The organism is Kaistia sp. MMO-174 (assembly GCF_037147815.1).
In the GTDB taxonomy this organism is placed as follows: domain Bacteria; phylum Pseudomonadota; class Alphaproteobacteria; order Rhizobiales; family Kaistiaceae; genus Kaistia; species Kaistia nematophila.
Map to the genome: position 1 here is coordinate 153,628 of NZ_JBBCUO010000003.1, position 18,579 is coordinate 172,206.

An 18,579-nucleotide genomic window follows, 5' to 3' on the forward strand; every position below is an offset into this window, starting at 1 on the left:
CGTCGATCACGCGGTCAGGCCGCCATCGACAGTGATGGTCTGGCCGGTGACATAGCGCGCCAGCGGCGACACCAGATAGGCGACCGTGCTGGCGAGCTCCGCCACCTCGCCATAGCGGCCGGCCGGGATGCGGGCGATGCGCTCGGGCGTGCTCGGCAGCGAATCGATGAAGCCCGGCGCGACGGCGTTGATGGTGACGCCCGTCTTGGCGAGCGTGCGCGCCGCGACCGCGACATAGGCGGAAAGGCCGGCCCGGAGCACGGAGGAGGAAGCAAAATCGCCGTCCGGGCGGGTGGCCGCAAAGCTCGACATGGCGACGAAGGAACCCTTCGAGGCTTCGAGATCGGCGCGCGCCGCCCGCAGCAGCCGCACGGTCGGCAGCAGGAACATGTCCTGCGCGGCGCGCCAGTCCTCGTCGTCGAGATCGAGCAGCTTCTTCTTGGCACTATGGCCGCTATTGGCGACGACGACGTCGATACGGCCGGTCTCAGTGCGGCCCCGCTCGACCAGCGCCTCGAGATCCGCCGCGACGGTCACGTCGCCCCGCACCGCGAAGCCGCCCAGTTCCGCCGCCAGCGCCTCGACGCCTTCGGAGCGGCCGAGCAGGCCAACGCGAAAACCGTCGGCGGCAAGGCGGCGGGCGATGCCAGCGCCGATTCCCTTGCTGGCGGCGGTGATGAGAGCGGTCTTCGACATGCCTGAGGCCTCTTGCTGCCGGCGCGGAACCGCCGCGCGGGTACGTACGATCGGACGATGATATGACCCGCAAATGCGGCGTCCCGCAATCGAACGCCCGCGACACGTGCGCCGATCATGGCTGGTGCGCGATCCAGGGCTTGCCGAGAGCCGGGGCGATCGGCCATGTTCCGCCTTTTCGCGGATGCGCTTCGCCGAATTCGGCGCCGCCCGCCCCCTCAGAACGGTGATTCTCAGAATGTCGAAGTCCGATCTCATCATCCTGTCCGACGAAGTCGCGGCGGCGAAGGCCGACGGCAAGCCGCTGGTCGCTCTGGAAACGACGATCGTCACGCATGGCATGCCCTATCCCGACAACGTCGCGACGGCGCGCGCCGTCGAGGACATCGTGCGGGCCAATGGCGCGGTGCCGGCGACCATCGCCATCATGGACGGCAAGATCCGGGTCGGCCTGACGGCGGACGAGCTGGAGCGCCTCGCCGGCCTCAAGGACGTGATGAAGGTGTCGCGCGCCGACCTCGCCTTCGCGCTCTCGACCGGCCGCCCCGGCGCCACCACGGTCGCCGCCACCATGATCACCGCCCATCTCGCCGGCGTCCGCGTCTTCGCGACGGGCGGCATCGGCGGCGTGCATCGCGGCGCCGAGACCACCTATGACGTCTCCGCCGATCTCTACGAATTCCCGAAGACCCCGGTGACCGTCGTCTGCGCCGGCGCCAAGGCTCTCCTCGACATTCCGAAGACGCTGGAAGTGCTGGAAACGCTGGGCGTTCCGGTCGTCACCGTCGGCCAGGACGAAGTGCCGGCCTTCTGGTCGCGCCAGAGCGGGCTGCCGACGCCGCTGCGCCTCGACGCGCCGCGCGAAATCGCCGCCTTCATCGCCAAGCGCGCCGAGATCGGCCTCGAGGGCGGCCTGCTGGTCGCCAACCCGGTGCCGCTCGCCGACGAGATCCCGGCCGAGGAAATGCGCGGCTACATCGATCAGGCGATCGCCGATGCCGAGCGCGACGGCATCCGCGCCAAGCAGGTGACGCCCTATGTGCTCGGCCGCATGCTGGAACTGACCGCCGGCCGCAGCCTCGTCACCAACATCGCGCTGGTGAAGAACAACGCCCGCCTGGCGGCCGAGATCGCCGCCGCGCTCGTCTGAGACGAAGAGCCCTGGCGCGGCAAGCGCCGGGGCTTTCATTCCCTGCGAAGGGCCGAACTCCGCGACACCGGATGTCCGTTCGGGAAAGTACGAAGCCTGAGTTCGTGGCCAGCGCCCCGGATTTTCTCTCGCGCCAACCGGAAGAACTGTTCTGCCTCGGCGCTCAGAGGGAAGGCATTGGCTAACTTTATCACGATGGAGCGTTCGGCCGAGGTCGGGTAGTCCTGCGCCATCTGGCCACCTTCGATGTACGAAGGATAGCTATTGAGCTTTTCCTGCAGCAGAAGCAGGTGCTCCATATCCTGATCCCGCCAGGGCATATGATCCGTGACGATCAGCCAGAACTCCGCGTCGGCGGGATTGAAAGCGACAAGGTCGATGACGCTAGTCTGATCAATAGTCAAAAAGTGCGAACCTGTCGGAAGCGAGCTGGCGGTAGGGGAATCACGCGATGACGAACACCGGCGACTACGCTAGACACCAGCGAAACTGTCTGAGCGGCTGAAGCCGCCAATACGGCCCGCACGCGCCCTGCCAGCACCTCGGCCTCGCGCGGAGTTGCCAACACCCGGTCCAGTCATGAACCGCCGCGCAGGCCGCGATGAGGCCAGCCTCTCGAGGCCCGAGACGGGACCGATGACGAGGAGCCCCCGGGCCTCGGCTCGGCATGGACCGGATCGGCGATCCAGACATAGCCCTCGCCATACTGGGTCGCGATCAGAACGGGCGCGCGGGCCGAATCGCCGAGCTTGGCCCGCAGGCGGTTGATCAGGAAGTCGATGCTGCGGTCGGTGGCGTCGGAGCCGCTGCCGGCGATGGCGTCGAGAAGCTGGTTGCGGGTCAGCACCGTTCTCGGATGGCGGGTGAAGGCAAGCAGCAGGGCCCTCTCCGATCGGGTGAAGCGCAGTTCGGCACCGGCGCCGTGGCGGGCGAACAGGAAGGAGGGATCGAAGCTCAGCTCGCCGTACCGGACCTCGCCCTCCATCTCGCCCTCCCCAGCCAATCAAACAATCATGCAACAATTCCTGGCTATGGTCGAGAATGAACAACGCCCCATGCCGAGACAGATAATCCAATCAATATCTATTCTTGCTGGATTCGAATTATGTTTTGCGGGTCTCCATCGATTGCGAATTCAGTCAAACGGATAATCAAACTATCGATTATATCGACATCCTTTCTATGTCTCGTGCTTATGCACTCGGGAGAAGGGTTTGCGCAGGCGGCAAACCCGGTCGATCTCCAACTCGTGATCGCTCTCGACGTATCGACATCGATGGACCTCGATGAGCGCAAGCTGCAGCGGGACGGATTCGCCGCCGCCTTCCGGGAGCCGGAGATCATCCAGGCGATCCAGCGCGGCCCCAACCGCCGCATCGCCGTTATCGTGATGGAATGGGCCGGCGAAAGCCGGCAGAACGTCATCCTGGAATGGACGGAGATCGCAGATGCGGCTAGCGCCACCGCTTTTGCCGACCGGCTGGAGCGCCGCATTCCGGGGCGCATGGCGCTCGGCACCGCGATCGGCGCGGCCATGCTTCGGGCGGCGCAACTCTTCGGCGAGAGCCCGTTCGACGGCGGCCGCCGCGTCATCAACATCGCCGGCGACGGCGTCAACAATCGTGGCCCCGCCCCCGCGATCGTCCGCGATCGCCTCGTCGCGCGCGGCATGACCATCAACGGGCTGCCGATCGTCTACAAATCCATGCTGGAAGGTGTCGTCGACGGCGGGGATGGCCGCGAACCGCGCCCGGGCCAGCTCGCGGCCTATTTCGACCGCGAGGTGGTCGGTGGATATGGCGCCTTCGTCGAGCCGGTGTTCCACAAGCAGGATTTCGCCCGCAGCATCCGACACAAGCTTCTGCGCGAGATCCGCGGGCCGGACCGACTGGCGGCGGATTCGCATCGGCAAGGCGGCTGGCCGGCCCGCTGAGCCGGCCTTTGTCGCTCAGGCCTCTGCCGGTGCCTTGATCGCCGCCACGACGTGGCCAACTGCGGCTCGGTCGAGCGCGGCGGAGCCGCCGACATAGAGCTGGCCGAGCTGCGGTCCCGTGCGGTCCTCGATCGCGGAGAAGCCGAGCGCCGTCAGACGGGCGGCCAGATCGTCGGGCTTGAAGAAGGTGACGAAGGGCTCGCCGAGGCTGGCGGTGCGGCCGGCGAGCGTCGTGAAGGCGAGCCGCTGCAGCAGGCTGAGCTTGTCCGGGATCTCGGCATAGTCGAAGACGACCTCCGAGCCGCCGACGCGGGCGGCGATGATCCCGAGCGTCGAGAAGATCGCCGCCTCGGTCAGGTAGGGCGCGACGCCGAGCCAGGAGAAGAACACCGGCACGGCCGGATCGAGCCCGGCGGCGGCAAGCTTCTCGTCGAGGCGATCGACCGAGAAGTCGACCGGCACATAGATGACGCCCTCCGGCACGCGGATGCCGGTCGCGGCGAGGCGGCTGCGCTTCCAGGCCTGGGTCGCCGGGTGGTCTACCTCGTAGACGACGACGCCCTGGTCGGCGTAGGGGTTGCGGTAGGCGAAGGTGTCGAGCCCGGCGCCGAGCACGACGACATGGCGGATGCCGCGCGCGACCGCGGCGGCGAGCCGGTCCTCCGAGAAGCGGCTGCGCGCCGCGAGGAAGGCGCGGATCGTCTCCCCGCCCGGCGAATCGGCGCGGGAGAGTTCGTCGCGCGCCAGGACCGATCCGCGATCGCCTCCAACGATGGTGAGAGCGAGCGGATCCTCGAAAATCAACGGCTTGTCGAGGAGTTGATGGGCCGCGCGCCGCATGGCGACGCGAAAGGCGGTTGCGCTTGGCTGACCTTCAATCATGGTCGCGTTCTACTCCACGCAGCCGAAATTGGTAAGCAGCCTTGTCGCGACGTCACGATCCTCTACCGAGCCACCGTGATCGGAAAGCAACAATAGGGACGATGTTCCGCCCGGCTCGAGGATGGCGTGGAACGGCACGTAGGAAGCCGTCGGACCGATCGCGACCTCGCCGCAATAGCCATGGCCGTTGCGCGACTTGGAAAGATGCAGGCCACGGAACTGCGCCTCGGCCGGGGCCTTGAAATCGCGCGTCACCAGGGTCTGGATCGACCGGACCAGCGCCGGATTGAGGTCGGCGGCCGAACCGTCGACCACCGTCTGCGCCCCGGCGGGAATGGCGGCCGAAAACGCCAGACCGGCCGCGAAAAATGCCGTCGCGACAGCGTTCCGCATCAAACGTCCCACTTGAGCTGCAGCCCGTCGAGGCCATGGAAGTGATAGGCGTCGCGATAGCTGGGCGCGGCGGCAAAGCGCAGCCCCTTCAGCCGCTCGAACAGGATCGGCATCGCGACCTGCATCTCCAGCCGGGCGAGCGGCGCGCCGATGCAGAAATGGATGCCGAGGCCGAAGGAGACATGCGGCAGCGCTTCGCGCGCCGGATCGAACCGGTCGGCCGCGGGATAGCGGTTCGGATCGCGATTGGCGGCGCCGAGCAGCAGGCCGACCTGCTGGCCCTTCCTGAGCGGAATGCCGCCGAATTCGAGATCCTCCAGCGCATAGCGCATGAACATGTGCAGCGGCGGGTCGTAGCGCAGGCATTCCTCCACCGTCGCTGCCGTGCTCTCATCCGTCGCGAACAGAGCCTTCGGATCGGCGCCCGACCGCAGGATGGCCCGCACGCCGTTGCCGAGGGCGTGCACGGTCGCCTCATGGCCGGCATTGAGCAGCAGGATGCAGGTGGTGATCAGCTCGTCCTCGGAGAGCTTCTCGCCCTTCTCCTCGGCGGCGATCAGCTGGCTGATCAGGTCGTCGCCCGGCTTGCCGCGCCGCTCCTCGACATAGGCGCGCAGGAAGGCGGAGAAGGCGATCGTCGCGGCGACGGCGGCCTCTTCCATCTCGCGTGTGCGGCCGAGCTGGTACATGCCCACCATGGCGTGCGACCAGGCGAGCAGGTCGGGCGCGCGCTCGACCGGAACACCGAGGATCTCGGCGATCACGGTGATCGGGATCGGCGTGGCATAGGCCTCGATCAGGTCGACCTCGCCCTTCGCCTCGAAGCCGTCGATCAGCTCGTGGCAGAGCGCCGCGATGCGCGGCCGCAGCCGCTCGATCTGGCGCGAGACGAAGGCGCGGTTGACCAGGGTGCGCAGGCGCGTGTGGACCGGCGGCTCGCGCTCCAGCATCGACAGGCCGTCGACGTCGTAGAACGGCTTCAGATACGCCGGGATTTCCGGAATGCCGAGTTCCTCGCGCGTCGCGACATGCAGGATCTCGCGTCCGAAACGGCGGTCACGATAGAGCGCGTTGACGTCGTCGGCACCGAGGAAGCACCAGACGCCCTGCTCTTCCCAGAAGAACACCGGCGCGACGGCGCGGATCGCCTCGAACACCGGATAGGGATCCTGGAAGAAGGCCGGGTCCTTGGCGTCGACCGAAACCCGCCGGCTGACCGGATCGATCCGGAAAGGCAGGACCCTGCTCGGAGCCTCGACGGCGGACGCGGCGCGATCGTTCATGAATCTTATTCCAATTTGAAACTGACCCGCCATTCTCTGCGGCCGGCCCTGCCTTGGCAAGCGCGGCATTGGGCAGCGCGCCGGCGACAGCCCGCCCCACGCGCGGTCCAAGCCGCGCGGCAACAACCTATTGAAAAAAAGCAGTTTTGCCGAGGCGGCGCCCGCCGGGGCAGCTAGTGGCCGAGGGTTTCCTTGACGGCCGTTGCCAGCTGCTTCAGCGAGAAGGGCTTCGGCAGGAAGTTGAAGGTCTCGCCATCCGGCAGGTTCTTGGCGAAGGCGTCCTCGGCATAGCCGGAGACGAAGATGATCTTCAGCCCCGGGCGCTCCTTGCGCAATTCGCGCAGCAGCGACGGCCCGTCCAGCTCCGGCATGACAACATCGGAAACGACGAGGTCGATCGTGCCGCCAGTCTCGCGCATCACCTCCAGCGCCTCGACGCCGGATGCGGCCTCATGCACGGTATAGCCTCGCGAGGCGAGCGCGCGAGCGGCGAAGGCGCGCACCGCTTCCTCGTCCTCGACCAGCAGGATGCTGGCGTTGCCGGTCAGGTCGGCGATCTCCGGCGCCTTCTCGGCCACCACTTCCGGCTTCGCCGCCAAGACGGGAACATGCCGCGGGACGAAGATCCGGAAGGTCGTGCCGACGTCCGTCTCGCTGTCGAAGAAGATATGCGCGCCGGTCTGCTTGACGATGCCGTAGACGGTCGAGAGGCCGAGTCCGGTGCCCTTGCCGACATCCTTGGTCGAGAAGAACGGCTCGAAGATCTTCGACTGCACCTCGGGCGGGATGCCGGTGCCGGTATCGGCGACCTCGATCAGCACATATTCGGCCGGCGGCAACGGCTTGTAGCTGAACTCGGCCACCTCTTCCGGCGTGACGTTGCGGGTGCGGATCGTCAGCGTGCCGCCCTTCGGCATGGCGTCGCGCGCATTGACGGCGAGGTTGATGACGACCTGCTCGAACTGGTTGAGGTCCGCCTTGATCGGCCAGACGTCGCGGCCATGCACGAGTTGCAGCTTGACCTTCTCGCCGAGCAGCCGCTCCAGCAGGATCGAGAGATCCGAAAGCACATCGCCCATCGCCAGTACCTGCGGCCGCAGGGTCTGGCGACGCGAGAAAGCCAGAAGCTGGCGGACGAGGCCGGCCGCGCGATTGGCGTTCTGCTTGATGTTCATGATGTCCTGGAAGGACGGGTCGCTCGGCCGGTGATTGGCCAGCAGCAGATCGGAAAAGCCGATGATCGCCGTCAGGACATTGTTGAAATCATGCGCAACGCCGCCGGCGAGCTGGCCGATCGCCTGCATCTTCTGGCTCTGCGCGAACTGCAGCTCCAACGCGCGCTGCTCCGTCGTCTCCAGCGCATAGACGGTGGCGATCTCGCGGTCGTTGGCGTCCTCGTCGACAGCGGTCACATAGAAGCGCACGCTGCGCTCGCCATGGCCGAGGATCGAGGTGTCGACGGGCGGGATTTCGCTGCGGCCGCCGGCCGCGCCTTCCAGCGCCGCCTCCAGCGCCGGGCGCTCGTTCTCGCTGACGAGGTCAATCAGCCGCGCGCGGCTGCCGCCATCCGACTTGATCGGCCCGAACAGGCGGGCGAAGGGCGCATTGGTGCGGCCGATGCGGCCCGACTTGTCGATCGAAGCGATGGCGAAGGGCGTGTGGTTGAAGAAGCGGGTGAAGCGGACTTCGGCGGCCCGCAGCGCCTCGGAGGTTTCCTCGCCCGGACCGCGATTGAGGACGATGGTGCGCGTCGCGCCCGGCGCGCCGTCGCCGGCGAAGGGAACGCGGTGCAACAGGCGGACCGGCAGGCTCTGGCCGTTCTGCTTGACGAGGTCGAGATCGATCGTCTCGGTCCGCGCCTCGCCGGCGCTCTCGCGGCCGACAGAGAGCAGCGCCGCGCCGTCGCCGCGCACGATGTCGCCGAGCGTCAGGGCGCCGGCCTTGAAATAGGTCAGGTCGATGCCGAGCCAGTCGGCCAGTGTCGCGTTCAGATAGACGATGCGGCCATCCGGCTCGGCCGAGAAAAAGCCGGCCGGGGCATGGTCGAGATAGTCGATCGCGTGCTGCAGGTCCTGGAAGACCGTCTCCTGCTGGACGCGGTCATGAGTGACGTCGGCGACCTGCCAGGCGGTCAGGAGGCGGCCGTCCCCCTCGCCCGCCTTCACCGGCCGGACGCGGATGCGATACCAGCGCGGCGCGCCGGAAGCGGGACCGGCGAGCGGGCTCGACATGCGAACCTCCTCGACCGCCGCCTTGCCCTCGCGGATCGACTGCGACAGGCGGTAAATCGCCTCGCTCGCTGCCTGATCGCCCGAAAAGACGCGCTCGACGACGCGGACATCCTTGCCCTCGTCGGCGCCGATCAGGTCGGCATACGCGGCGTTGGCGTAGAGGATGCGGCCCTCGCGGTCTGTGATGACGAGGCCTTCGGACATGGTATCGACGAAGCCGCGGCCGAGATCGTCGCGCGGGGCCTTGCCGCTGAAGCGCATCAGGCCGATCGCGGCGGCGAAGAGCGTGAAAACGCCGACGACCGCGAGCAGGCCGAGCAGCGCAAAGATGAACGGTTCGGCCGCCTCGGGCGGCAGCAGGGCAAAGGCGAGCGCCGCACCGACCAGGCAGCCGGCGAGCACCAGCAGCCGGCCGATCCCCGTCGGGCGATCGGATCGATCGACCAGCGCGCGGCGATGCGTTCTCTGGTTGCTGTCGTCGGTCATGCCGTCACGCGGCTCGACTTGTGCGGCATGAACCCCTGCACCCTGACCTCTGCACCCTGGCCTGCCATCTTGTCCGTAAGTCCCCGCGAATGCCTGCAGATCGCGAAGAATCGCTGCTCGCTTCTAACAGGCAGAATGCGGAGGATCGCAGGTTAATTCAACGCAGACGGGCGGAAATCGGCGCGCGAAGAGCCGCTCTCCCCGAAAGAGCGGAGAACGATTGCCGTTGCCGATCGCGAGAATCAGCGCCGGCGGGGCGCCGGAGACCGCCCGGCCGGCCCGCTTTCGCGCCAACAATGGCGCCCGATCAGCCTAGGCACATGCGAATCCACTGGATTCTGCCACGGTCATGGTCAATGAATTCTTAATGTCCCCCACGGATTGCTGGGGGCGGCCAATGCCGCCGGGCTTGCCAAAGTCCGGCGCGCGCTGGAAAAACGTCGGATAAGCAGGGGATCCGAGCTTGTGGGCCTGCATGGCGCCGGGCTCGGTCCGTTTCGATGCCTGGATGCGGGCAGAACCGGGATCGGAAGTCGGGAGAAGAGTATGCACGATTATCTGGCGCCAATGTTCGGCGACACAGGCGCGACCGTGGCCCAGTTCGTGATCACGCTGGTCGTGATTCTCCTGGCCATCCTGCTGGTGTTCTGGCTGATCCGCCTGTTCACCAATGGCCGCCTCGGCGCCGGTCCGGCGCGCGGCCGCCAGCCGCGGCTCGCCGTGCTCGACGCGCTGCCGATAGACCAGCGCCGCCGGCTGATCCTGGTCCGCCGCGACAATGTCGAGCACCTGATCCTGATTGGCGGTCCCAGCGACGTCGTCGTCGAGCCGGGCATCCAGCGCGCCCAGCAGCCGGCGCGCCGGCTGGAGCCGATCCGCCAGGAGCCGCCGCGTCCGGAGCCGATCCCGGCGCGTCCGGAGCCGATGCAGGGCCGTCCCGCCACGCAGAACCTGCGCCCCGTGCCGCAGGAGGCCGCCGGCCGCCCGCAGGAGCCGCGCCGTCCCGAGCCGGCCCAGCAGGCCGAGATCCAGTCCTTCGAGGCTCCCGTCGCGGCGGAAGCCTCGGTTCGCCGTCCGGAGCCGATCCAGGAGCCGGTCTACGAGGAAGCCCAGCCGTTCGTCGAGGAGCGCGTCGCCGAGGCTGAATTCGTGTCGGTCGCCGAGCCGGAGCCGAGCTTCGAGCCCGCCCCGCCGCAGCCTCCGGTCCAGCCGGCCGCGCCGCAGGCCCAGCGCCCGGCGCCCCGTCCCGCTCCGGCGCCGGAGCCCCGCAACGGCCGCGGCTTCCCGAGCTTCCTCTCGGGCAACCGCCCGCGCCATACCCCGACCACCGTCGACATCCCGCCGGAATCGATGCCCGCGCCGCGTCCTGTGACGCCGCAGGCGCAGGCGGAGCCGATCGAGGGCCGTTCGACCGGCCAGCGTCCCCGCCCCTATGATCCGCGCCCGCTGCTCGGCTCGCAGCAGACGCCGGTAGCGCCGGCCGCTCCGTCGGCGCCTGCCGCGCCGCGCCGCCCGGTCGCACCGCCGCCGGTCGTGGCTCCCGAGCCCGATCCGTTCGCCGGCGTGGACGACGAGGCCGAGCGCCTGGCGCGCTTCGAGCCGATCTTCGACCTCGGGCCGGAGACGGCAAGCGCCGACGACGCGCATCTCTATGCCACGCCCGCCCGCGCCCCTTCGGTGGAGCCGCCTCAGCCGATCGACGCGCCGGTGGAGATAGCGGAGGACTTCATCGACGCGCCGGAGCCGTCGGCTCCGGCTGAATCCGAGGCTTCGTCGTCGGTCGGCGATCTCGAAAAGGAAATGGCGCGCCTGCTCGGCGAGATCTCGAACGCCCGCAAGAGCTGAGGCGCATCAAGACTGGAGCCGGCCGGGCCGATCCTCGCATCGTCCCGGCGCCGGCCCGCCACGAAAGACAAAAAAGGGGCGCGGAACCAGGTTCCGCGCCCCTTTTGTTTCTCAGGCTGGCGAAGGCCGCCTTATTCGTCGCGATAGACGCGCTCGCGCCGTTCATGGCGCTCCTGCGCCTCGATCGACAAGGTGGCGATCGGCCGGGCGTCGAGCCGCTTCAGGCTGATCGGCTCCCCGGTTTCCTCGCAGTAGCCATAGCTGCCATCCTCGATCCGCTGCAGTGCCGCATCGATCTTGGATATCAGCTTGCGCTGACGATCACGGGCCCTGAGTTCGATCGCACGATCCGTCTCCGACGACGCGCGGTCGGCGAGATCCGGATGATTGACGTTTTCGTCCTGCAGATGCTGAAGGGTTTCACGCGACTCCCGGAGGATGTCGTCTTTCCAGGCCAGGAGCTTCTTGCGGAAGTACTCCCGTTGCCGCTCGTTCATGAAGGGCTCGGTCTCGGAAGGCCGATACGCTTCAAGGGTATCTAGCGTCATGAATGACCCCTTGTCGGTGGCATTTCGGCGCGGAATATAGCGATGCCTCCCCCTGAGGACAACAGGTCGCATACGGCTTTGTGAGAGCCCTGAAAAATACCGCAGGCGTGAAAATTCGCCAATCCAGCACGGTTTCACGCCCGCTCGCAAGTAATTGGAAACAAATGCTATTCTCGCGTGCTGTTCGCACGCCCTCGGCAAGCGGCGCGTGCCGAAAGGCTCGCCAGCGACTGCGGCATTTACGCCACGGCAGGTAAAACTTCGTTAATCTTACCGATGATTGAATGTCCTGAGCGGCATCCTGTCGCGGAGCCGCCCCCGGCACCCCGCCGGCGACGCAGCCGATCCCGCGACAGACGCGCTCGATCAGGGAAGACGCCCGTGACAGAAACTCGATCCCGGCACGCCCCGCGAAGCACCGAGCCCGAAGGGCCGGCCGTCCTGCCGCCGCCGGACGCAGCGCGGCCCAATGCCCATGGCGCCCTTACCGGCATCGAGGCGACCATGGACGCGCTGCTGCAACTGATCGAGGCGGAATCATTGCTGCTGCGCGAAGGCAGGAGCTTTGCCGCCTCCGAGCTCGGCCAGCGCAAGAGCCACTATGCCAAGCGCTACATGGACGAACTCGCCGTGCTCGGCGCGATCGGCCAGAGCCTGGAAGACCTCGATCCCGGCCAGGTCGACCGCCTGCGCCAGCGGCACGAGGAATTCCGCTCCGTCCTGCAGATCAACCTCGCCGCGCTCGCGACCGCGCGCGCCGCTTCCGACAGCGCGCTGCGCACCGTCGCCGACAATCCGCATGTTTCGCGCCGGGCCGAGCGCTTCGACGGCGAAGTGCGCCCCAATCCGCGTTTCGCTCGCCGGGCGGGTTGAGGCCGGCAAGAGGCGTCCGCCGTTCCTATATTGGCGCGCCCGTGCCCCGATTGAGTTCGGACGCAAGCCATGACAGCGTATCGGCCAGGACGCGCGCCGCGCCCGCGAATGCGGTAGAATCGGCGGCCGAACAGGGATCGAAACGAGCACCATGCGCCTTCTTCTGCTCCGCCATGCCAAATCCGCCTGGGACGTCGCCGGCCTTGCCGACTTCGATCGACCGCTGGCGGCGCGGGGCCGGCGCGCGGCGACGATGATCGGCGAACATCTCGCCGCGCATCGCCTGGTGCCGGACCGCATCCTCTGTTCCTCCGCCCGCCGCACGCGCGAGACGCTGATCGGCCTGCTGCCGATGATCGGCACCGACCTCGACATCCGCATCACGCGCGGCCTCTACGAGGTGAGCGCCGACGCCTATATCGACACGATCGGCGCGCTCGGCGGCAACGCCCGCAACCTGATGCTGATCGGCCATAACCCGACCATGCAGGACACGGCGATCGAGCTGATCGGCAACGGCAATCCGGCGCTGCGCGAGGAACTGGCGGAGAAATTCCCGACCGCCGGTCTCGCGGTCATCGATTTCGACATCCACAAATGGTCGGAGCTCAGGCCGCGCACCGGCCGGATCGTCGCCTTCTTCCGCCCGCGCGAGCTGGAACTCGTCGGCTCCGAGCCGATCGCCGACGACGAATAGGATCTTTTGCCGCCCGGCCGCCATGCCTACATGGGGTCGCGGCCGGCTCCTCGGCCGAGACGGAGCGGCCGCCCTCGACCGGCCAGGAACGGGACCCTTGAAGCTTACGACGCTGACCGATGAAGCGCGCCTCGCCCTCGCCACGCTGGGGGACCGCGCGGCGGATCTCGTTTCGCCCACCGTCCGCCTCGGCGTCACGGGCCTCGCGCGCGCCGGCAAGACGGTCTTCATCACGGCGCTGGTGCACAATCTCGTCCATGGCGGCCGCCTGCCGCTGTTCCGCGCCTATTCGACCGGCCGCGTCACCGGCGCCAGGCTGGAGCCGCAGCCGGACGACGACGTGCCGCGCTTCGACTACGAGGACCATGTCCGCGCCCTGGTCGACCAGCGGATCTGGCCGGATTCGACCTACCGGATCAGCGAGCTGCGGCTGACCATCGCCTATGAGTCGGCGTCCTATTTCCGCCACCGCTTCGGTCCCGGCAAGCTCCACCTCGACATCGTCGACTATCCCGGCGAGTGGCTGCTCGACCTGCCGCTCCTCGGCAAGGACTTCGCAACCTGGTCGCGCGAGGCGATCGCGATGGCGCGCAGCCCGGCGCGGATCGTCGCCGCCGCCCCCTGGCTGGCGCGGCTCGACAGCGTCGATCCGGCCGCCGCCGAGGACGAGATGATAGCCCGCGAGCTGGCCGCGCTCTTCACCGACTACCTGCGCGCCTGCCGGGCCGACGAGAACGCGATGTCGACCCTGCCGCCCGGCCGCTTCCTCATGCCCGGCGACCTCGAAGGCTCGCCGGCGCTGACCTTCTCGCCGCTGACGGAAACGGCCGAGACGGCCCCGGGCGGCTCGCTCGGCCGCATGATGGCGCGCCGCTACGAGGCGTATAAATCGGTGGTGGTGAAACCGTTCTTCCGCGATCACTTCGCGCGGCTCGACCGGCAGATCGTGCTGGTCGACGCGCTGAACGCGCTGAACGCCGGCCCGGCCGCCGTCGCCGATCTCGGCGCGGCGCTGACCGAGATCCTCGGCTGCTACCGGCCGGGCTCCGGCTCCTGGCTCGGCTCGCTCCTGACCCGCCGCATCGACCGCATTCTGATCGGCGCCACCAAGGCCGACCACCTGCATCACGCCGACCACGACCGGCTGGAGGCGATCCTGTCGCGCCTGCTGGCGCCGGCGATCGAACGGGCGTCGGCCGCCGGCGCGCGCGTCGAGGTGGCGGCGCTCGCGTCGGTCCGCGCCACGCGTGAAGGCGTCGTCATCCAGGACTCGGAAAAGTTGCCCTCGATCATCGGGACGCCGCTCGCCGGCGAGACCATCGATGGAGAGACGTTCGACGGCAAAAGCGAAATCGCGTTCTTTCCCGGCGACTTGCCGAACAATCCTGAATCAGTGCTTTCAGCACCTGACTCAACTTCTGAACTGGAGCCGTCGGCGCTGCGCTTCGTCCGCTTCCGCCCGCCGGCGCTGGAACGGACCGCCGAAGGCATCACCCTGTCGCTGCCGCATATCCGGCTCGACCGGGCGCTGGAGTTCCTGATCGGGGACCGGCTGGCATGACCGAGACCCCGCGCAAGCCGACCGCCTTCCGCCTCGACCGCATCCGCGTCGTCGACGATCCCGACATCGCGCACCGCCCCGGCGACCGGCCGGTGGTGATCGCCGAGCCGGAAGAGCTCGACTTTCCGGTCCCCGTGCCGAAGCCGCGGCGCGGCCCGCGCTGGGCCAACATCCTGGTTTCGGCGCTCGGCATCCTGCTGTCGCTCGGCATCGGCCTCGCCGTTGACCAGTTGATCCGCGACCTGTTCCAGCGCGCCGAATGGCTCGGCTGGTTCGCGGTCGCGGTCGCCGCCATAGGCCTGGTCGCGCTGGTAGCGCTTGCCATCCGCGAGATCGGCGGATTGCTGCGGCTCCGGCGGATCACGAAAATCCGCGAGGCGGCCGACGACGCCGCCCGCCGCGACGACCGCATCGCCGCCCGCGCCTCGGTGCGCGACCTGACCGCGCTCTATAGCGAAAGGGCGGATACGGCGCATGGCCGCGCCGCGCTGGAACTGCATGCGAGCGAGATCATCGATGGCCGCGACCTGATCGGCCTCTCCGAGCACGAACTGCTGCGCCCGCTCGACGCCGCGGCGCAGACTCTGGTGCTCTCGGCCGCCAAGCGGGTGACGCTGGTGACGGCGATCTCGCCGCGCGCGCTCGTCGATCTGCTGTTCGTGCTGGTGACGGCGCTGCGGCTGATCCGCCAGCTCGGCCAGCTCTATGGCGGCCGGCCCGGCACGCTCGGCTTTCTGCGCCTCGCCCGCACCGTCATCGCCCATCTGGCGGTGACCGGCGGCATGGCGGCGGGCGATTCCTTAGTGCAGCAGATCCTCGGCCATGGCATCGCGGCGCGGCTGTCGGCCCGGCTCGGCGAGGGCGTGATCAACGGCATCCTGACGGCCCGCGTCGGCATCGCCGCGATCGACGTCTGCCGGCCCCTGCCCTTCATCGCCGAGAAGCCGCCGGCGATGGCGGATTTCATCGCCGAACTGACGAAGCTTAACGCCGGCAAGGGCGGCAAGAAGCCGGAGGTGTGAGACCAGCTTCCGGCCAGCCTGGCAAGCAAGCCCCTCACCCCAGCCCTCTCCCGCAGGCGGTAGAGGGGGCCTGCCGAGCCCAGCCGTCGAAGGCGCCAGCCGAAAAGCCCTCTCCCGCGAGCGGGAGAGGGTTGGGTGAGGGTCTTTCTTCCTGTGCCAGAAGGCGCCTTACCCAGCCGCCCAATGCATCCGCAACGGGCCTTTCGATCCGCTGATCGGATCCTCGGTCGGGATGTCGACCGAACGGATGCGGGCGCGGACGGCCGCACCATCGACCACGTCGTCGGCGCGGATGAGGTCCCAGCGCTGGCCATGCGGATAGGCGCCGACGACGATCAGGTCCGGGCTGGATTTCAGCCGCTTGTGGCCGACGCCTGCGGGGATGAGCACGGCATCGCCCGTATCGAGCTCCACCGCCAGCCCAGGCTCGCCGCCGAGTTGGACCGTGACGTTGCCGGACGCGATGCCAAGCACCTCATGCGCGGTCGAATGATAGTGATGGAAGGGATACATGCCGTTGCGCCATGTGCCGCCCCAGCGGTGCGAGGTGAACAGCCTCTCGAAGGCGGAAGCGCGGTCGGTGCCGTCTTGCTGCACCAGGGCGTTCCGATAAAGAAGCAGCGGCAGCGCCGGATTGTTCGGAATGTCTCCAGCATCGGCGAAAGGGTGCGCGCTCGATTTCATCATGGGCTCCGACTGACGACGCAGAGAAAACGGTCCGCGCGCGCTCGGGTTCCGGGACCGGCGCGCGGGACCTCCGATTCCAATAGCCGGTCCGGCGTCGTCCGGGCGGCTCGGATCGGCCCGGCCGCAGCCCCGTGACGGGGATGTCGGCGCGGGCCGGCGAAAACGAAAAGACCCGTCCATCAAGGGATGAACGGGTCTGTCGGTATTTCTTCCAGAATGCGTGGCGCAGTCTCGATCAGGCGACGCCGAGCTTCTTCTGCAGGCTCGTCGACGAGGTCGTGTACTGGAACAGGATCTTCTTTTCCGGGAAGACGATGCGGCTTGCGGCCTGCGCCATCAGCGCCGCCTCGTGGAAGCCGGAAAGGATCAGCTTCAGCTTGCCGGGGTACCAGTTGATGTCGCCGATCGAGAAAATGCCGGGCTCCGAGGTCTGGAACTTCTCGGTGTCGACCTTGATCAGGTTCTCATGCAGGTTGAGGCCCCAGTTGGCGATCGGGCCGAGCTTCATCGTCAAGCCGAAGAACGGCAGCAGCCGCGTCGTCGGCAGCTTGTGCTCCTGGTCGTCATTGTCGGTGATGACGGCATGCGAGATCTGGCCGTCCTCGCCCTCGAGGCCGGTGACCTGGCCGAAGATCAGCTTCATCTCGCCGGCATCGACCAGGGCGCGCATTTTGTTGACGCTGTCCGGCGCGGCGCGGAAGGCGTCGCGGCGGTGCATCAGCGTGACGCTCCGGGCGATCGGCTGCAGATTGAGCGTCCAGTCGAGCGCGGAATCGCCGCCGCCGACAATCAGGATGTCGTGGTCGCGGAAGGATTCCATCTTGCGGACGGAATAGAAGACCGACTTGCCTTCGAAATTCTCGATCGCCGGGACCGGCGGGCGCTTCGGCTGGAACGAGCCGCCGCCAGCGGCGATGACGACGACCTTGGTCAGGAAGACCTTGTCGGCATCGGTGGTGACGCGGAACGAACCGTCTTCCAGGCGCTCGATGCTGTTGACCTGCTCGCCGAGATGGAAGGTCGGGTCGAACGGCTTGATCTGCGCCATCAGGTTTTCGGTCAGGCCGTCGCCGGTGATGATCGGAAACGCCGGAATGTCGTAGATCGGCTTCTCCGGATAGAGTTCGGCGCACTGGCCGCCCGGTTTGTCCAGGATATCGATCAGGTGACAGCGGACGTCGAGCAGGCCCAGTTCGAAGACGGCAAACAGTCCGACGGGTCCTGCGCCGACGATAACGACATCGGCTTCGATCGTTTCGCTCATGATCATTCCGTTGCAATCGAGAATGCGCGACGTTTAACCGCTGGGGCCGTCGCTGCAAAGCATCAAAGTTCTGTCAAAAGGCCTACCGCGAGCAAAACCACCCTCGGCAGCCCGCGGATCGCTCAGCCCTGGCGTTCCGGAATGCGGACGACGAGACCGTCGAGCTCCGGCTTGACGCGGATCTGGCAGGACAGGCGCGAGTTCGGCTGCACGTCCTGCGCGAAGTCGAGCATGTCCTCTTCCATCGGCTCGGGCTCGCCGGTGGCCGCCACCCAGGCCTCGTCGACATAGACGTGGCAGGTCGCGCAGGCGCAGGCGCCGCCGCATTCGGCCTCGATGCCCGGCACGCCGTTGCGCACGGCGTTTTCCATCACGGACGTGCCGTCACGGGCTTCAATCTCGTAAGGCGTGCCATCGAAGGCGATATAGGTGATCTTGGCCATGGGATCCGAAACGCTGCAAAAAGACCGCTCCCTATAGGCGATATGGCGAGGGCGTGCCAAGGGCCGCGGTGACGCGGGCGCCCCCAGCGGCGAAAGGCAGGAATTCTGCCGCCTTGGTTAACGGCAATGGCGCGACCGGGGCCGGTTCCGTTTCGGAGCAGAATTTCCGTTCGCCGCGGCCACCCAGGTCCTGTCTAGCCTGCCGTGCCCGACCGGCCGGAAAGCAAATCGCGCATTATTCATTTCAGATGCAAGCAAAAATCGTCCTAAATTCTCGACATCGACAGATCGAGACCTACGAAATCCGCCGGACTGGCGAGATCGAGCCAACATCAGGCCAACGATAACGTCGATGTGAGCAGCGTTGCGCCGCTAGGATCCGGAAAACGACTTCGAATCATATCGCGTCTGCTGGCAGCGTACCGCGCAGCATTCGCAATGAAAGCCGTCAATACCTTGTTAACAATTTCAGGCCGAAAGCCGTACTTTCTTGTACCCCTGCCCCGAATGTGCCAAAAGGTGGGGCTACGGGCAAGGGTGTGAAGGCCGATCTGGGACGCGAGTATTGCGGCTCCGGGGGACGGG

At 67.5% G+C, this 18,579-nt stretch carries 18 protein-coding genes; 7 read left to right on the forward strand and 11 right to left on the reverse strand.

Annotated features, from left to right (window positions below; all coding sequences use genetic code 11):
- Nucleotides 1-6: 6 nt before the first annotated feature.
- Complete coding sequence (locus tag WFK98_RS12630; RefSeq protein WP_336800449.1) at nucleotides 7-696, reverse strand: SDR family NAD(P)-dependent oxidoreductase; 690 nt, start codon at nucleotides 694-696, stop codon at nucleotides 7-9.
- Between the two features lie 238 nt (nucleotides 697-934).
- Between WFK98_RS12630 and WFK98_RS12635 the strand changes: the two genes are divergently transcribed.
- The gene (locus WFK98_RS12635) at nucleotides 935-1,846 is read left to right on the forward strand and encodes a pseudouridine-5'-phosphate glycosidase (RefSeq protein WP_336800450.1); all 912 of its coding nucleotides are present in this window, start codon (nucleotides 935-937) and stop codon (nucleotides 1,844-1,846) included.
- Between the two features lie 35 nt (nucleotides 1,847-1,881).
- Here the strand turns inward: WFK98_RS12635 and WFK98_RS12640 are convergent, their stop codons facing one another.
- Complete coding sequence (locus WFK98_RS12640; RefSeq protein ID WP_336800451.1) at nucleotides 1,882-2,250, reverse strand: DUF6572 domain-containing protein; 369 nt, start codon at nucleotides 2,248-2,250, stop codon at nucleotides 1,882-1,884.
- Nucleotides 2,251-2,423: 173 nt separating this feature from the next.
- Nucleotides 2,424-2,831 (reverse strand): winged helix-turn-helix domain-containing protein, encoded by a 408-nt coding sequence (locus WFK98_RS12645; RefSeq protein WP_336800452.1) that lies wholly within the window; start codon nucleotides 2,829-2,831, stop codon nucleotides 2,424-2,426.
- Nucleotides 2,832-3,041: 210 nt separating this feature from the next.
- Here WFK98_RS12645 and WFK98_RS12650 point away from each other — a divergent pair, with 210 nt between their 5' ends.
- Entirely contained in the window at nucleotides 3,042-3,779 is a 738-nt protein-coding gene (locus WFK98_RS12650; protein WP_336800453.1) for a DUF1194 domain-containing protein, read from the forward strand.
- A 15-nt stretch (nucleotides 3,780-3,794) separates the two neighbouring features.
- Here WFK98_RS12650 and WFK98_RS12655 read toward each other — a convergent pair whose 3' ends face one another.
- The 4 genes from WFK98_RS12655 to cckA all read right to left on the reverse strand — a co-directional run bounded on the left by WFK98_RS12655 (nucleotide 3,795) and on the right by cckA (nucleotide 9,054).
- Nucleotides 3,795-4,661, reverse strand: coding sequence for a class I SAM-dependent methyltransferase (locus tag WFK98_RS12655; RefSeq protein ID WP_336800454.1), 867 nt, complete (start codon nucleotides 4,659-4,661; stop codon nucleotides 3,795-3,797).
- Between the two features lie 9 nt (nucleotides 4,662-4,670).
- Nucleotides 4,671-5,054, reverse strand: a complete 384-nt coding sequence (locus WFK98_RS12660) for a hypothetical protein (RefSeq protein ID WP_336800455.1) — start codon at nucleotides 5,052-5,054, stop codon at nucleotides 4,671-4,673.
- Nucleotides 5,054-6,337 (reverse strand): cytochrome P450, encoded by a 1,284-nt coding sequence (locus WFK98_RS12665; protein WP_336800456.1) that lies wholly within the window; start codon nucleotides 6,335-6,337, stop codon nucleotides 5,054-5,056. The genes WFK98_RS12660 and WFK98_RS12665 overlap by 1 nt, the downstream gene beginning before the upstream one ends.
- A 173-nt stretch (nucleotides 6,338-6,510) precedes the next feature.
- Nucleotides 6,511-9,054 (reverse strand): cell cycle histidine kinase CckA, encoded by a 2,544-nt coding sequence (gene cckA / locus WFK98_RS12670; RefSeq protein WP_336800457.1) that lies wholly within the window; start codon nucleotides 9,052-9,054, stop codon nucleotides 6,511-6,513.
- A gap of 546 nt (nucleotides 9,055-9,600) precedes the next feature.
- Here cckA and WFK98_RS12675 point away from each other — a divergent pair.
- Nucleotides 9,601-10,899 (forward strand): flagellar biosynthetic protein FliO, encoded by a 1,299-nt coding sequence (locus tag WFK98_RS12675; protein WP_336800458.1) that lies wholly within the window; start codon nucleotides 9,601-9,603, stop codon nucleotides 10,897-10,899.
- Nucleotides 10,900-11,030: 131 nt separating this feature from the next.
- On the opposite strand, the gene dksA is transcribed toward WFK98_RS12675, so the two are convergent.
- A complete protein-coding gene (dksA, locus tag WFK98_RS12680) occupies nucleotides 11,031-11,447 on the reverse strand; it encodes an RNA polymerase-binding protein DksA (RefSeq protein WP_266338349.1) in 417 nt (138 codons plus the stop codon).
- Nucleotides 11,448-11,828: 381 nt separating this feature from the next.
- Here dksA and WFK98_RS12685 point away from each other — a divergent pair, with 381 nt between their 5' ends.
- From WFK98_RS12685 to WFK98_RS12700, 4 genes are all read left to right on the forward strand, one after another.
- Nucleotides 11,829-12,320, forward strand: a complete 492-nt coding sequence (locus WFK98_RS12685) for a hypothetical protein (RefSeq protein WP_266338350.1) — start codon at nucleotides 11,829-11,831, stop codon at nucleotides 12,318-12,320.
- A gap of 151 nt (nucleotides 12,321-12,471) precedes the next feature.
- On the forward strand, nucleotides 12,472-13,017 hold the full coding sequence (locus WFK98_RS12690; protein ID WP_266338351.1) for a SixA phosphatase family protein: 546 nt from the start codon (nucleotides 12,472-12,474) through the stop codon (nucleotides 13,015-13,017).
- A 97-nt stretch (nucleotides 13,018-13,114) separates the two neighbouring features.
- Nucleotides 13,115-14,578 (forward strand): YcjX family protein, encoded by a 1,464-nt coding sequence (locus tag WFK98_RS12695; protein ID WP_336800459.1) that lies wholly within the window; start codon nucleotides 13,115-13,117, stop codon nucleotides 14,576-14,578.
- On the forward strand, nucleotides 14,575-15,600 hold the full coding sequence (locus WFK98_RS12700) for a YcjF family protein (RefSeq protein WP_336800460.1): 1,026 nt from the start codon (nucleotides 14,575-14,577) through the stop codon (nucleotides 15,598-15,600). The genes WFK98_RS12695 and WFK98_RS12700 overlap by 4 nt, the downstream gene beginning before the upstream one ends.
- A 168-nt stretch (nucleotides 15,601-15,768) precedes the next feature.
- Here WFK98_RS12700 and WFK98_RS12705 read toward each other — a convergent pair whose 3' ends face one another.
- The 3 genes from WFK98_RS12705 to WFK98_RS12715 form a co-directional block, all read right to left on the reverse strand.
- Nucleotides 15,769-16,284 (reverse strand): cupin domain-containing protein, encoded by a 516-nt coding sequence (locus tag WFK98_RS12705; protein WP_336800461.1) that lies wholly within the window; start codon nucleotides 16,282-16,284, stop codon nucleotides 15,769-15,771.
- 238 nt (nucleotides 16,285-16,522) lie between these two features.
- Complete coding sequence (locus WFK98_RS12710; RefSeq protein WP_266338355.1) at nucleotides 16,523-17,551, reverse strand: NAD(P)/FAD-dependent oxidoreductase; 1,029 nt, start codon at nucleotides 17,549-17,551, stop codon at nucleotides 16,523-16,525.
- 122 nt (nucleotides 17,552-17,673) lie between these two features.
- On the reverse strand, nucleotides 17,674-17,994 hold the full coding sequence (locus WFK98_RS12715; RefSeq protein ID WP_266338356.1) for a 2Fe-2S iron-sulfur cluster-binding protein: 321 nt from the start codon (nucleotides 17,992-17,994) through the stop codon (nucleotides 17,674-17,676).
- Nucleotides 17,995-18,579 lie beyond the last annotated feature (585 nt).

Excerpts from the sequence above, each read along its gene's own strand:
- WFK98_RS12630 (WP_336800449.1), bottom strand. The coding sequence starts at position 696 with ATGTCGAAGACCGCTCTCATCACCGCCGCCAGCAAGGGAATCGGCGCT.
- WFK98_RS12635 (WP_336800450.1), top strand. The coding sequence starts at position 935 with ATGTCGAAGTCCGATCTCATCATCCTGTCCGACGAAGTCGCGGCGGCG.
- WFK98_RS12645 (WP_336800452.1), bottom strand. The coding sequence starts at position 2,831 with ATGGAGGGCGAGGTCCGGTACGGCGAGCTGAGCTTCGATCCCTCCTTC.
- WFK98_RS12650 (WP_336800453.1), top strand. The coding sequence starts at position 3,042 with ATGCACTCGGGAGAAGGGTTTGCGCAGGCGGCAAACCCGGTCGATCTC.
- WFK98_RS12655 (WP_336800454.1), bottom strand. The coding sequence starts at position 4,661 with ATGATTGAAGGTCAGCCAAGCGCAACCGCCTTTCGCGTCGCCATGCGG.
- WFK98_RS12660 (WP_336800455.1), bottom strand. The coding sequence starts at position 5,054 with ATGCGGAACGCTGTCGCGACGGCATTTTTCGCGGCCGGTCTGGCGTTT.
- WFK98_RS12665 (WP_336800456.1), bottom strand. The coding sequence starts at position 6,337 with ATGAACGATCGCGCCGCGTCCGCCGTCGAGGCTCCGAGCAGGGTCCTG.
- cckA (WP_336800457.1), bottom strand. The coding sequence starts at position 9,054 with ATGACCGACGACAGCAACCAGAGAACGCATCGCCGCGCGCTGGTCGAT.
- WFK98_RS12675 (WP_336800458.1), top strand. The coding sequence starts at position 9,601 with ATGCACGATTATCTGGCGCCAATGTTCGGCGACACAGGCGCGACCGTG.
- dksA (WP_266338349.1), bottom strand. The coding sequence starts at position 11,447 with ATGACGCTAGATACCCTTGAAGCGTATCGGCCTTCCGAGACCGAGCCC.
- WFK98_RS12690 (WP_266338351.1), top strand. The coding sequence starts at position 12,472 with ATGCGCCTTCTTCTGCTCCGCCATGCCAAATCCGCCTGGGACGTCGCC.
- WFK98_RS12700 (WP_336800460.1), top strand. The coding sequence starts at position 14,575 with ATGACCGAGACCCCGCGCAAGCCGACCGCCTTCCGCCTCGACCGCATC.
- WFK98_RS12705 (WP_336800461.1), bottom strand. The coding sequence starts at position 16,284 with ATGAAATCGAGCGCGCACCCTTTCGCCGATGCTGGAGACATTCCGAAC.
- WFK98_RS12710 (WP_266338355.1), bottom strand. The coding sequence starts at position 17,551 with ATGAGCGAAACGATCGAAGCCGATGTCGTTATCGTCGGCGCAGGACCC.
- WFK98_RS12715 (WP_266338356.1), bottom strand. The coding sequence starts at position 17,994 with ATGGCCAAGATCACCTATATCGCCTTCGATGGCACGCCTTACGAGATT.